Consider the following 12,120-nt stretch of genomic DNA (forward strand, 5'->3'; position numbering starts at 1 on the left):
ATCTCCGACGAGGCAGATTTCCGGAGTCCGGGCGAATGCCAGCCTACGCGTCGGGATGCGGCCGGGTGCCGGGTTTCGCCGCCGCCGCGTACTCCCGCGCCGCGGCGCCGGTGATGTTGGCGAGCATGCCCTTGAAGATGACCCCGTGGAACGGCAGGATCGAATACCAGTACGCTCTGCCCGCAACGCCTTTCGGGAAGAAGATCGCCCGCTGCTCGAGCCGGGAGCGGTCCGGACCGTCGGGGACCACCCGCCACTCGAGCCACGCCCCGCCCGGCGTGCGCATCTCCGCGCGCAGCCGCAGCAGGTGGCCGCGCTCGATCTCCTCGACCCGCCAGAAGTCCAGCGGGTCACCGGTGTTGAGGTGTCGCGCGTCCCGCCGACCGCGGGTGAGCCCGACACCGCCCACCAGCCGGTCCAGCCAGCCCCGGATCACCCACGCCAGCGGGAAGGAGTACCAACCGTTCTCGCCGCCGATGCTCTCGAGCACCCGCCACAACGTGTCGGCGTCCGCGTCGCACTCCGCGCTGCGCTCGTCGGTGAAGACCACCTCCCCCGCCCAGTCCGGATCGGACGGCAGCGGATCGGACGGCGCCCCCACCGGTGACGCATTGGCCCAATTGGTCTCCACCTCACCGTTCTTGATGCGGCGCAGCGCCAACTGCACCGCGCGCCGGTACGGCGTCAGGCCCTCCTCGGGCGGCGCGATGACGTCGTCGATGTCGTGGTCGGCGGCGACGGCGTCGTTGTGCAGCGACTCGATGAGCGCCCGTCCCAGCCGGCTCGGGATGGGCGTGACCAGCCCGATCCACAGGCCCGCCAGCCGCGGCGTGAGCACCGGCAGCACCAGCACCCGGCGCCGGCGCAGGCCCGCCTCCTCGGCGTACACCTTCATCATGTCGCCGTAGGTGAGGACGTCGGGGCCACCGATGTCGTAGGCGCGGCTGCGCGGCAGCGGCGCGGTGGCCGCCGCCACCAGGTAGTACAGGACGTCGCGCACCGCGATCGGCTGGATCCGGTTGTTCACCCACTTCGGAGTCGTCATCACCGGCAGCCGGTTGGACAGGTGCCGGATCATCTCGAACGACGCCGACCCGGACCCGATCACCACCCCGGCCTGCAGCACCATCGTCGGCACCCCGGAGTCCATCAGGATCCGGCCCACCTGCGCGCGCGAGCGCATGTGCGGCGACAGGTCGGTGTCCTCGGGATGCAGTCCACCCAGGTAGACGATGCGTCCGACGCCACTGGTCTTCGCGGCGGCCGCCATGTTGGACGCGCCGATCCGCTCGGCCTCCACGAACTCCTCGGAGCCGCCCATCGAGTGCACCAGGAAGTACACGACGTCCATGCCCTCGGTCGCCACCTCCAGCGACTCGGGGTCCGTGAGATCGCCGCGGACGATCTCCACCTGTTTCGCCCACGGAATGTCGCGCAGCTTCTCGGGGGAGCGCACCATCACCCTGACGTCGTGCCCGGCGGCGAGCAGCCGCGGGGCCAGGCGCCCGCCGATGTAGCCGGTGGCGCCGGTGACGAGCACCCGCAGTCGCGACATCACTCCACGGTAACCTCCACACTCATGAGCGCGCTCGACGAACCGGTCCTCCTCGACACCGACGACGTGTACGGATACCTGCACCGTCCGGCCGGCGACGCGGTCGGCAAACTCGTTCTCGCGCACGGCGCTGGCGGCGACCTCGACGCAAAACTGTTGCAGGCCATGGCCACCGGATTCGCCGAACGCGGCTTCCTGGTACTGCGCTACAACCTGCCGTTCCGGCGGCGGCGCGCGGCGGGCCCGCCGAACCAGGCCCGCGCCGGCGAGGACCGCGACGGCATCGTCGCCGCGGCCGACGCGATCCGCGGCCTCGCCGACGGCCCGCTGATCCTGTCCGGGCACTCGTACGGCGGACGCCAGTCCACGATGCTCGCCGCCGAGCGCCCCGACCTCGCGGACGGTCTCGTGCTGCTGTCGTACCCGCTGCACTCGCCGGGCAAACCGGAGAAGCAGCGCACCGAACACCTTCCGGACCTTCGCTATCCGTCGCTGTTCGTGCACGGCGACCGGGACCCGTTCGGCACCCCCGACGAGATGCAGGCGGCCCTCGAACTGATCCCGGCCCCGCACCCGCTGCTGCTCATCGAGGGCGGCCGGCACGGACTCGACCCCGACCGGGCCGACGTCGTCGCGCGGACCGTCGCCGCGGCCGTGGAGCTGTTCGACATCGGGTGATCGGCGTCGTCGGGACAACGGTCAGGGCATCAGCGCGGAACTCCCGGCGCTGACGTCCAGCGACGTGCCGGTGACGTACCGCGCCTGCTCCGACACCAGGTAAAGCACGGCGTGCGCGATGTCCTCCGGCGCCACCCACGGCACCCGCATCGGGGTGATCGAGGCGTACCGCGACTCGACGGTCTCCCGGGTGGGGTGCTCGACGTCCGGAGCGAACAGTCCGTAGAACGCCTCGTTGTGCACCATCGGGGTGTCCACCGAACCGGGGCACACCGCGTTGACGGTGATGCCGTGGCGGGCGAGTTCCAGTGCCAGCGTCTTCACCAGGCCGATCACACCCCACTTCGCCGAGACGTAGTGCGACAGGTTGGGGATGCCGGTGTGGCCGCCCATCGACGACGTCGCGACGATCCGTCCGTACCCCTGTTCGATCATGTGCGGCGTCACCGCCCGCAGGGTCTTGAACACACCGGTGAGGTTGGTGTCGACCACGGCATCCCACATCTCGTCGGTGAGCTCCCACGTCTTCGCGAACGCGCAGACACCGGCATTCGCGACACAGATGTCGATCTTGCCGAGCTCGGCGATCGCAGCCGCGACAGCCGCGTCCACCGCCGCCCCGTCGCGCACGTCCACCACCGCGGTCCGGCACCGGACGCCGTGCGCCTCGACCAGGCGCCTGGTCTCGTCGAGTTCGTCGACGGTGGCCAGCGGGTACGGCACCGTCGCGACGTCGGCGCAGATGTCGATGCCGAAAATGTCCGCACCCTCGGCGGCGAGCGCCAGTGCGTGCGCGCGCCCCTGACCACGGGCGGCACCGGTGACGAACGCGACCCGGCCTTCGAGCTGTCCCATATCTCCTCCAAGTATCAACTGCCCCAGATCATTACCGGTCCGATGCCGGTTCGGTCCAGAGTTTCTTCCACACACCGGGCAGACAGCGACCGCTGGCCCGCACCGCCGGGACCAGCGACAAACCCCTGCCGGGACGACGTGGTCCTGGGTACGCTGAAGGCGACCAACTATCGGGAGGTCGAGGAATGCTCTACAGCGATATTCCGAGTCATGCCGAGGTGAGGCGGCTCGCCGAGGTCGAGGGCGGGACCTGCATCTCCATCTACACGCCCACCGAGGACGACATCCACGATCCGGGCAAGAGTCGCATCGAGTTCGCGAATCAGGTGAAGTCCGCGCTCGAACAGATAGACGACCACAAGGAACGGGTGGCGTTCGAGCAAGCGTTCGACGACCTGATCGAGGACGAGGCGTTCTGGTGGTACCAGGCGCGGACGCTCGTCGTGCTCGCGACAGCGGACCGGCTCCGGCGGTACCGGCTCCCCAACCGACTCGGAGCGTGTTCCATCGTCAGCGACCGCTTCTACATCAAGCCGCTGCTGCGCACGGTCACCTTCCCGCAGACGGCATACGTGCTGGCACTCGCCGAGGGCTCCGTCAGATTGATCGAGGTCACGGCCGATCAACCGCCGACGAGGGTCGACGTGCCGGGGCTGCCCAAGGACGCCGCGAGCTATGCCGGAGTGTCGTCGCTCGGCCGGACGACCGGCGGCCGTGTGCACGGTCGCGGCGGATCCTCCGCGGGCTCGGGAAGCGGGCGGGCGGCGCCGGACCGCGCGCCGGGACGCGTGCAGGGCGAGGAGGGCCGGAAGCTCCGCGTGCGCGAATACGCCCGGGCGATCGATCACGAACTGCGCAGTGTGCTGACCGGCCGCGACATTCCGCTGATCCTGGCCGCCGCCGAACCGACGTCCTCGATCTACCGCTCAGTGAACAACTATCACAAGCTCCTCGACGAAGGCATTCAAGGCAATCCGGAGGAAATGACCGACGAACAGATCGCTCAGACCACCCGCACGATCCTCGACGGGCACTACGCCCAGCAGCTCGCGGACACCCGCAAGCAGTTCGACGAGCTGCGCTCCAAGGGTCGGGCGCAGGTGGAGATCTCCGACGTCGCGCGGTCGGCGACGTTCGGTCGGGTCGAGACCCTGTTCGTCGACATCGAGGGCATCGTGCCGGGCACGGTCGATCCGGACACCGGAACCGTCGAACTCGCCGAGCTCAACGGCAACCACGAGTACGGCGTGGTCGACGAGATCGCCCGGCGTGCGCTGCTGACGGGCGCGAAGGTGCTCGCGGTTCGGTCCGGCGACGTCCCGGACGAGGTGCCGGCCGCGGCCATCCTGCGGTTCGCGCAGTAGCGCCCCGGAGGCTACTTCTCCTGCTGGGCGGCGAGGATCGTGGCCAGCACCGCTTCGACGTACCCGTCGACGGCCTCCTTCTCGACGCCCAGTTCGGCGAGAACGCCCGCCCGGTCCTCGAGTTCGAGCAGCGCGAGGAGGATGTGCTCGGTACCGATGTAGTTGTGCCCCAGCCGCAGTGCCTCCCGGAACGTGAGTTCGAGGGCCTTGCGGGCGCCGGCGTCGAACGGGATGAGGTCGGGTAGCTCGTCCACGCGAGGGGGCAGCACGGCGGCGGCCGCCGTGCGAATCGAATCCGGCTCGATTCCCTGCGCCGCAAGCGCCTTGACGGCGAGCGACTCGGGTTCCGAGAGGAGTCCCAGCACGATGTGCTCGGGGGTGATCTGGTCGTTGCCCGCCGCCCGCGCCTCGTTCTGCGCCGCCATCACCACGTTGCGGGCGCGCGGGGTGAAGCGGCTGAAACCCTGGCTCGCATCCAGATCGGACGGCTCCTCGGGACCCTTCGGCACGAAACGCTTCTGGGCGGCCTGCTTGGTGACACCCATGCTGCGCCCGATGTCGGTCCAGGAGGCGCCCGAGCGCCTGGCCTGATCCACGAAGTGGCCGATGAGGTGATCGGCCACCTCGTCGAGGTGTTCCGCGGCGAGGACCGCGTCGGTCAACTGTTCGAGGGCATCGGTGTGCACCTTCTTGATTGCTTCGATGAGATCGTCGAGCCGCACGGGGTTCGACATGCGCGTCGGATCGGTCATGCGACAACCGTAGGTTGACGATCGCGTGGCGTCAACCCCGGGTTGTCGATTTCGTTGCTACTCGTGTGCTACCCGAGCCGGCCGCTCGGCACCTATCGTGAGGAGACCGATCGTCGTCGACGAAGGAGTCCGCAATGCCCGACTACGGCAACGACATCCGGTTCGGCTACTTCCTCGTTCCCGATGCGGACGCGGCGCAGGGTCTCCTCGACACCGCGGCGGTGCTCGACCGCGTCGGGTTCGACCTCGTCGGCATCCAGGATCATCCATACCAGCGTCGCTTCCTGGACGCGTGGACACTGTTGTCCGCCATCGCGGCCCGCACCGAGAACCTCACGGTGTTCCCTGACGTCGCGAGTCTGCCGCTGCGTCCACCCGCCGTACTGGCGAAGGCCGCGGCCAGCCTCGACCTGCTCACCGGGGGCCGCGTCGAGCTGGGTCTGGGCGCGGGCGCGTTCTGGGACGCGATCGCCGCGATGGGCGGTCCCCGGCGCACACCGGGCGAATCCGTGCAGGCGCTGCGGGAGGCGGTGTCGGTGCTGAAGCTGATGTGGAGCGGTGAACGCGCCATCCGGTTCGACGGCGACTTCTACTCGGTCGATGGGGTGCATCCCGGCCCGGTGCCCGCCCACCCGATCGGCGTCTGGATCGGCGGCTACAAACCGCGGATGCTGCGTCTGATCGGAGAGATCGGCGACGGCTGGCTGCCGTCCCTCGGCTACATCGACGACGCCGGGATCGCTTCGGCCAGTGCGGCGATCGACGACGCGGCCACCGCCGCCGGGCGCGACCCCGCACGGATCCGCCGAATCCTCAACGTGGGCGACGAGATCCCGCGCGACGATCTGCCGCGGCGGCTGACCGCGCTCGCGCTCGACCACGGCATCGACACGTTCGTCCTCGGCGGCGCCGCGAGCGACGAACAGCTGACCTATCTCGCGCAGGAGGTGTTCCCGCAGGTGCGGGACGGCGTCGCGGCCGGACGGTGAAGACGCGGGCCCGGCGGAGGGCCCGCGTCTCCGACTGTCAGATCAGCGCGACCGCGGCGAAGGCCGCGAGGGCGACCAGGCCCGCACCCGTGACCACCTGGACCCGGCGGTCGACGACGCACATCGCCGATAGGAAGCCCGGCATGGATCCGCCGCGGCGGGTGTGCACGATCGCGAGCAGGCTCGGCATGCAGCGGCCGAGGCTGACCAGCGTGAAGAGCGCGGCACCCAGGGCCGGCGATCCGGCGGCGATCACCCCGAGCGCCAGCAGGTAGTAGGCGCTGGACCGGATGAAGATCACGAATCCGGGCCCGATCATGGCACCGAACAGCAGCGACACCTTCCACGGCGCCATCGACCGGCGCAGGTGCCGCGGCAGCTGACGCCGGCGCATCGGGGCGGGCAGCGTGACCAGGCCCATCTCGTGCAGGCCGTACGCGAACGCCAGCACCGCCCAGACCCCGACGGCCCAGGCGATCGGAATCGCGCCCGCCGCGACCGCACCCAGCGCGCCGAGCAGTGCGCCGGTGGGCGCACCCGTCGCGATCGAACCGAGCGCATGCCAGCCCAGTCGGCGCACCGGCGTCGACGAGCCCTTGCGACCCGGCTGCTTCGGCGCGGCGACCACGCCGGCCACCGACATGCCGCACGTCGACCAGTTGGCGGCGAGCGCGGTGAGCGCGCCCGCCCCGACCACCGACGCGATCAGTGCCGAGCCGGCCGCGGGCGCGACCAGCGCACCGACGCCGGCGCCGAGCACAGCGCCGCCACCGACCAGTGCGGCGCGGGCCGGCATCGACACCGCCCGCTGCAGCGTCGGCCGGATCTCCGGGACGTCGGTCGCGATCGGGGCGTGCGCGAGCGACTCGCGCGTGAGTGTTTCTGTCATCGAAATCCCTCTTCCATGTGAGCGAATTGGTTTGTCCGTCAACCGGTCACGGTGACGGTTCCGGTCATGTACCGATGGACCGAACAGTGGTACTCGTAGATGCCCGGGGCGTCGAAGGTGTGTTCGTAGCTCCCTTCGCTCGTGATGCCGCTGTCGAACACGCCGTCGGAGCCGACGTGGTGGAGCAGCCCGCCGTCCTCGAACCGCCACTGCACCGTGCCCCCGACCGGCACGGTGACGTCCATCGGCCCGAAGTGGACGTTGCGGACCACCACGACGGCATCTGGGCCGGCGGCCTGTGCGTCCGCGCACCCCGCCGCCAGCGACAGCAGCACGGCGGGCGCTGCGAGCCAGCGCCGGTTCATTCCGTCACGACGACCGTGCCGACCATCATCGGGTGCGGCGTGCAGTGGTAGTCGAAGGTGCCCGCGTCGTCGAAGGTGTACTCGTAGGTACCGGTGGTGAGCAGTTCGCTCTTCAGTTCACCCGCGAGCGGACCCTCGCCGGCGACGTCGTGCGGCAGGCCGGAGTCGTCGAACTTCCACTGCACGGTCTGACCCTTCTCGATGGTGACCTGGGCCGGCGTGTAGGACATGTTCTTGACCTCGATCACCGCGGCCGGCGCACCGCCGCCCGCATCGGCCTCCCCGCTGCTGCACCCGGTGACCAGCGCGGCCGTCGTGATCAGGCCCGCGGTGAGTGCGACGAGTTTCTTCATGATCGGTCCTCTCACCGGATGTACCGCAGGTTCGCGGTCATTCCGGCCTCGAAGTGGTAGGCGTTGTGGCAGTGGAACATCCACTCGCCCGGATTGTCGGCGTCGAACTCGATCGCCAGTTCGGTGCCGGGCAGCACGTTGACGGTGTCCCGGCGCAGCCCCCCGTACGCAGGGACGGCGAACGTGTGCCCGTGGGTGTGCATCGGATGCCACATCGACGACGAGTTCACCATCGTGATGCGCACCCGCTCGCCCTGCTTCATGACGAGCTTGCCCGCGTCGGCACCCGCCATGCCCCACACGTACCGGTCGCCGGCCTGGATGAGCTCGACGCGGTAGTCCCGATCCGGGCTGCGCTCCTCGAGCCGCACCGCATCCACCGGACGAAGCTCGCTCTCCGGCACCAGTCTCCCGGAAAGTTCCGGAACAGCCCCGCCCACATCGGGATTCAACAGCGGGACGGCGTCGGGCGTGCGCAGCACCGTAGACGCGTAGCCGTCCCGGCCCTCGACCTTCGCGACCACCGGCCACGCGCCCGAACGGACCGTCACCAGCACGTCGACGCGCTGCGCCATGCCGACGATCACAGTGTCCGCGGTGGCCGGCTGGACGTCGAATCCGTCCACGGCCACGATCGTCAGTTCGTGGCCCGCGACCGCGAACCGGTACGGAGTCTCCGCTGCGGCGTTGATGATCCGCAGCCGGAGCCGCTGCCCGGCCGGCGACTCGATCACGGCCGGGTCGTTCGGTGGGCGCCCGTTGATCAGGTGCATCGGGTAGGCGATGTGCTGGGTCATACCGCCCAGCACGGCCGAGTCCCCGTGGCCCTGCGCCACCAACTGCTGCGCCACGCCCATCTCACCGTCGGAGTGGGCCATGGGTGCGGCCGCGGCCCCGCCGTGACCGCCGTGCCCGCCGGCGATCGCCGGGTTGAGTGCCATCAGCACCGCGTCCGGCGTGGTTCCCAGGCCGTCGATCCAATCGTCCAGCACCAGAACCGCATCCGCGTCGGCGCCGGTGCGGTCGTCCGGGTCCTCGACGATCATCGCGCCGAACAGTCCCCGGTCGGCCTGCAGGCCACTGTGCGAGTGATACCAGTACGTGCCCGGATCGGGCGCGACGAAGTCGTACTCGAACGTGCCCCCGTTCGCCCCGATCGCCGGCTGGGTCACCGGGGCCGCACCGTCCATGTCGTTGCGGATCCGGATGCCGTGCCAGTGCAGCGTGGTGTCCGCGGGCAGCCCGTTGTCGACCGACACCCGCACCCGGTCGCCCTTGCCGAGCCGCAGCTCGGGGGCCACCGCGTTGCCGCCGTACGTCCAGGTGTCCACCACGCGGCCACCGAGGTCGACCGCGCCGACGGCGGCCGCGAGCGCAAACGACGCCGTCGCCCCGCTCGCGGCGCGGGCCGCCTCCGCCTGCGCGACCTCCGGATCGGTGGGCAGGATGTAGTCGAGGTTGCCCGACGACGCCTGCGCGCCCGACGTCCCGGAACTGCAACCCGCGGAGGCCAATCCGAGTGCCCCGAGCCCGACCGCGCCGACGCCGAGCGAACCCAGCCGCAGGAATCGACGGCGGTCGAGCACCGGGCCGCGGTCGGGCCGAATCATCGGAGCACCTGGGGAGTGAGGAGCGTGCCGATGTCGTCGACGGTGCCGGTGACCGGGGCGCCACTGACCTTGTTGCCGTTCGCCGCGTCGATGCCGACGATCGTCTTCTTGGTCTCGCCGTCCACCTCGGGGCCGTCCCCGAGCACGTACAGCGTGCGGCCGTCGACCGAGTACGCCATGCTGTCGATCCCGGTCAGCCCCAGTGCGGCGAGGTCGAGTGTCTTGACCGGCGCGAACGTGGTGGCGTCGTGCAGTTCGATCTTCACGACGTCGCCGCCGCGCGCCGAGTGCGGGTGGATCTCGGTGTCGGTGTACTCGATCGCGACACGGGTGCCGGTGTTGTCGATCGCGTTGCCGGCGAAGCGGCCGCCCTCCTGCCCGGCGTTGCCGATCGGGGCCACCACCGACGGGGGCAGTCCGTTCGCGAAGTCGAACACGTACACGTCGCCGTTGCCGCCGACGAGCAGCGCCTTCTTCGCGTCCGCGGCCCACGTGACCTCGCGGGCGCTGACGAAGTCGTCGGGCAGCACCTTGGCACGCTTGGTCTCGGTGGGGACGCCGGCGTCGTCGATGGAGATCTGGATCAGCTCGCGGGTCTCCTCGCACACGCTGTAGAGCTCGTGGCCGTCGAGCCACGTGAACGGCCCGCACCCGATGATCTGCAGCGCGCCGCTCTCCTTCTTCGCTGCGAGATCGACGACACGAACCCCGTACAGCCCGTCGTCCCACGTCACGAAGTACTTGCCGTCGGACGTCACCGCACTCGAACCGGGACGCGAGTGGACGCGGGCGTAGTCGGGCAGCATCGCCTCCGACGGCTCGAGCAGGTTGCCGGAGTACGTGCTCACCGTGAAGTCGGCCGCCCCCCTGGAACCGCGCGGACGCCACACCTCGGCGGCGAGCACGGCCGGGTCGCTGGTCTTCTCGCCGACGAAGCCGTGGATCACCGGGTCCCAGATGCCGGGGCCCACGACGATCCGGCCCGCGGCGACACCGGTCGCCGGGTCGATCACGTTGACACCCAGCTCGAGCTTGCCGAATCCGCCGGCCACGGCGAGGAGTTCGTTCGCCCTGGCGGGCTGGACCTCGCCGACGTGCAGCGGTTCCGGAATGCTGGTGCCGATCGCCTGATCGTCGTGCCCCAGCGAGATCCCCTCGCCGGGCGCGGTGAACGGGACGCTCGGGTAGGTGACCTCGCCGGCAGAGGCCCCCGAGGACTCCGAGGCCTCCGATTCGCCGGCGGCGGTGTCGGACGAGCACGCGGCCAGTGAGAGGACCAGCGCCACAGGGACGGCGGCTGCCGCGCCGCGAACGAGGCGGCGTGAAACGTCGGTCATGATCCGGCTCCGACCTTGGGACGGGCGGCGGGACGCGTCTGGCAGTCCTCGCCGATGATCGGCGCCATCGTGCAGGTGTACGACTGGGATTCGTCGGACACGCACCAGATGATCTCCTGGTCGTAGCTGCCCGAGACCGGGTTGTACATGATTGCCTGCATGTCCGGCTCACCGCAGAACGCATTGGAACACGAAGGCGCGCCGCAGCAGTCGTAGTACGCGATGAGGTACGTCTTGCCGGTGTCCGGGTTGGTGCAGCACCCCACCCAGAACTCGGCGCCCGGCTTGCTGCCCGGCGCGCACGTGGTGACGCCGCCGCCGTTGCACGCGGCGCACGACGTGCCGTCCATGTTGCACCAGCGCCAGTACTCGCACTCGGCGGGATCCTTGCCGTCGTACACCGGTACGAGCGGGTCCTTGTCGGGCGTCGGCGCGGGCGGCGGTGCGGCCTCCTGCGCGAACGCGCTCCGGGTGACCGGCAGCGAACTGATCAGCGCCACACCGGAAACGCCCATCGTCCACTTGCCGATCCGGCTGATCATCGAACGGCGGGAGACCCGCTCGGACATCCGCCGCCCGGCGCGGCTGGCGAGACTACCACCTTCGCCGGCCATCCATGCGGTCTGCGCCTTCACGGTGTCCTCGTCGACCGGATACCGGTTCTCGTACATCTCCGGACCGTCGTGTATCGGTTTGTCGGCCATGCGTTCTCTCCGTTCTCGATAGGGGGTTTCAGACGTGCGCGGCGAGGTTGGCCTTCGCCTGCTCGTGCAGGTGCTGGAGCGACGGGGTTCCGGATTCGAGTGCGTTGAGCAGACTTTCGACCTGCGCCATGTGGTTGCACAGGCCCTTCGACCGGATCTTGCCGTGCTCGTCGAGAATGACGCCGTACGGCGTGGTGCCCACCTGGTAGGCGATGCCGACGTCGCGGCCGTCCACGTAGCTGAGCTCGCTGCCGATGCCCGAGCCGGCCAGGAACTGCGCATGCTCCTCCGGCGTCCCGTCGGAGACGATGACGATCTCCAGGTCCTTCTCGGCCTTCGCCATCGCCCGCAGCCCGGGGAGCAGGCTCTTGCACGTGGAGCAGGTGGGCGCGGTGAACAGCAGCAGCTGCGGCTTGTCCCGGTGCCCGCCGATGCCGACGGTGCGCCCCAGATGGTCGGTGAGGCCGCGGAACGACGGCGCCACCTGCTCCACCTTGGGACCGGTGTCCATCATCCGGGCGCCCAGCGGGCCGAGGCGCACCTGCACACGTCCGATCTCGCGGGCGAGCGCCAGCACCATGAGGAACAGCACCGCGACGGCGACCGCCAGGACCACGACGGCGATGAGGAGGAAAGTGTTCATTGTCGATCCTTGTCGTGAGGGAACAT

Annotated in this window: 13 protein-coding genes; 3 read left to right on the forward strand and 10 right to left on the reverse strand. The window is 70.0% G+C overall.

Annotated features, from left to right (window positions below; all coding sequences use genetic code 11):
- Positions 1 to 43 precede the first annotated feature (43 nt).
- Complete coding sequence (locus tag LCL87_RS07385) at positions 44 to 1,555, reverse strand: SDR family oxidoreductase (RefSeq protein ID WP_225018216.1); 1,512 nt, start codon at positions 1,553 to 1,555, stop codon at positions 44 to 46.
- 24 nt (positions 1,556 to 1,579) lie between these two features.
- On the opposite strand from LCL87_RS07385, the gene LCL87_RS07390 reads away from it, so the two are divergent.
- A complete protein-coding gene (locus tag LCL87_RS07390; protein ID WP_225018218.1) occupies positions 1,580 to 2,233 on the forward strand; it encodes an alpha/beta fold hydrolase in 654 nt (217 codons plus the stop codon).
- A gap of 21 nt (positions 2,234 to 2,254) precedes the next feature.
- Here LCL87_RS07390 and LCL87_RS07395 read toward each other — a convergent pair whose 3' ends face one another.
- A complete protein-coding gene (locus LCL87_RS07395) occupies positions 2,255 to 3,088 on the reverse strand; it encodes a mycofactocin-coupled SDR family oxidoreductase (RefSeq protein WP_225018220.1) in 834 nt (277 codons plus the stop codon).
- 185 nt (positions 3,089 to 3,273) lie between these two features.
- Here LCL87_RS07395 and LCL87_RS07400 point away from each other — a divergent pair, with 185 nt between their 5' ends.
- Positions 3,274 to 4,452, forward strand: a complete 1,179-nt coding sequence (locus LCL87_RS07400) for a baeRF11 domain-containing protein (RefSeq protein WP_225018222.1) — start codon at positions 3,274 to 3,276, stop codon at positions 4,450 to 4,452.
- 11 nt (positions 4,453 to 4,463) lie between these two features.
- On the opposite strand, the gene LCL87_RS07405 is transcribed toward LCL87_RS07400, so the two are convergent.
- The gene (locus LCL87_RS07405) at positions 4,464 to 5,204 is read right to left on the reverse strand and encodes a Clp protease N-terminal domain-containing protein (RefSeq protein ID WP_225018224.1); all 741 of its coding nucleotides are present in this window, start codon (positions 5,202 to 5,204) and stop codon (positions 4,464 to 4,466) included.
- Between the two features lie 134 nt (positions 5,205 to 5,338).
- Between LCL87_RS07405 and LCL87_RS07410 the strand changes: the two genes are divergently transcribed.
- Entirely contained in the window at positions 5,339 to 6,193 is an 855-nt protein-coding gene (locus tag LCL87_RS07410; protein ID WP_225018226.1) for an LLM class flavin-dependent oxidoreductase, read from the forward strand.
- Between the two features lie 37 nt (positions 6,194 to 6,230).
- On the opposite strand, the gene LCL87_RS07415 is transcribed toward LCL87_RS07410, so the two are convergent.
- Genes LCL87_RS07415 through LCL87_RS07445 form a run of 7 tightly spaced genes read right to left on the reverse strand, consistent with a single transcriptional unit; the run spans position 6,231 to position 12,094 of the window.
- On the reverse strand, positions 6,231 to 7,082 hold the full coding sequence (locus tag LCL87_RS07415) for a methylamine utilization protein (RefSeq protein ID WP_225018228.1): 852 nt from the start codon (positions 7,080 to 7,082) through the stop codon (positions 6,231 to 6,233).
- 38 nt (positions 7,083 to 7,120) lie between these two features.
- Positions 7,121 to 7,447 (reverse strand): cupredoxin domain-containing protein, encoded by a 327-nt coding sequence (locus LCL87_RS07420; RefSeq protein ID WP_225018230.1) that lies wholly within the window; start codon positions 7,445 to 7,447, stop codon positions 7,121 to 7,123.
- On the reverse strand, positions 7,444 to 7,800 hold the full coding sequence (locus LCL87_RS07425; protein ID WP_225018232.1) for a plastocyanin/azurin family copper-binding protein: 357 nt from the start codon (positions 7,798 to 7,800) through the stop codon (positions 7,444 to 7,446). Before LCL87_RS07425 ends, LCL87_RS07420 begins: the two co-directional genes overlap by 4 nt.
- A gap of 11 nt (positions 7,801 to 7,811) precedes the next feature.
- Positions 7,812 to 9,410 (reverse strand): multicopper oxidase family protein, encoded by a 1,599-nt coding sequence (locus LCL87_RS07430; protein ID WP_225018233.1) that lies wholly within the window; start codon positions 9,408 to 9,410, stop codon positions 7,812 to 7,814.
- Positions 9,407 to 10,747, reverse strand: a complete 1,341-nt coding sequence (locus LCL87_RS07435) for a hypothetical protein (RefSeq protein WP_225018235.1) — start codon at positions 10,745 to 10,747, stop codon at positions 9,407 to 9,409. The genes LCL87_RS07430 and LCL87_RS07435 overlap by 4 nt, the downstream gene beginning before the upstream one ends.
- Positions 10,744 to 11,451, reverse strand: a complete 708-nt coding sequence (locus LCL87_RS07440) for a methylamine dehydrogenase light chain (RefSeq protein WP_225018237.1) — start codon at positions 11,449 to 11,451, stop codon at positions 10,744 to 10,746. Before LCL87_RS07440 ends, LCL87_RS07435 begins: the two co-directional genes overlap by 4 nt.
- Positions 11,452 to 11,479: 28 nt before the next feature.
- Positions 11,480 to 12,094, reverse strand: coding sequence for a redoxin domain-containing protein (locus LCL87_RS07445; protein ID WP_225018240.1), 615 nt, complete (start codon positions 12,092 to 12,094; stop codon positions 11,480 to 11,482).
- Between the last annotated feature and the right edge of the window lie 26 nt (positions 12,095 to 12,120).

Source organism: Prescottella equi (assembly GCF_020171745.1).
Classification (GTDB): domain Bacteria; phylum Actinomycetota; class Actinomycetes; order Mycobacteriales; family Mycobacteriaceae; genus Prescottella; species Prescottella equi_A.

What these genes read in the sequence shown, in the direction of transcription:
- LCL87_RS07405 (WP_225018224.1), bottom strand. Translation starts at nt 5,204, where the DNA reads ATGACCGATCCGACGCGCATGTCGAACCCCGTGCGGCTCGACGATCTC.
- LCL87_RS07440 (WP_225018237.1), bottom strand. Translation starts at nt 11,451, where the DNA reads ATGGCCGACAAACCGATACACGACGGTCCGGAGATGTACGAGAACCGG.
- LCL87_RS07385 (WP_225018216.1), bottom strand. Translation starts at nt 1,555, where the DNA reads ATGTCGCGACTGCGGGTGCTCGTCACCGGCGCCACCGGCTACATCGGC.
- LCL87_RS07445 (WP_225018240.1), bottom strand. Translation starts at nt 12,094, where the DNA reads ATGAACACTTTCCTCCTCATCGCCGTCGTGGTCCTGGCGGTCGCCGTC.
- LCL87_RS07425 (WP_225018232.1), bottom strand. Translation starts at nt 7,800, where the DNA reads ATGAAGAAACTCGTCGCACTCACCGCGGGCCTGATCACGACGGCCGCG.
- LCL87_RS07395 (WP_225018220.1), bottom strand. Translation starts at nt 3,088, where the DNA reads ATGGGACAGCTCGAAGGCCGGGTCGCGTTCGTCACCGGTGCCGCCCGT.
- LCL87_RS07410 (WP_225018226.1), top strand. Translation starts at nt 5,339, where the DNA reads ATGCCCGACTACGGCAACGACATCCGGTTCGGCTACTTCCTCGTTCCC.
- LCL87_RS07415 (WP_225018228.1), bottom strand. Translation starts at nt 7,082, where the DNA reads ATGACAGAAACACTCACGCGCGAGTCGCTCGCGCACGCCCCGATCGCG.
- LCL87_RS07390 (WP_225018218.1), top strand. Translation starts at nt 1,580, where the DNA reads ATGAGCGCGCTCGACGAACCGGTCCTCCTCGACACCGACGACGTGTAC.
- LCL87_RS07420 (WP_225018230.1), bottom strand. Translation starts at nt 7,447, where the DNA reads ATGAACCGGCGCTGGCTCGCAGCGCCCGCCGTGCTGCTGTCGCTGGCG.
- LCL87_RS07435 (WP_225018235.1), bottom strand. Translation starts at nt 10,747, where the DNA reads ATGACCGACGTTTCACGCCGCCTCGTTCGCGGCGCGGCAGCCGCCGTC.
- LCL87_RS07430 (WP_225018233.1), bottom strand. Translation starts at nt 9,410, where the DNA reads ATGATTCGGCCCGACCGCGGCCCGGTGCTCGACCGCCGTCGATTCCTG.
- LCL87_RS07400 (WP_225018222.1), top strand. Translation starts at nt 3,274, where the DNA reads ATGCTCTACAGCGATATTCCGAGTCATGCCGAGGTGAGGCGGCTCGCC.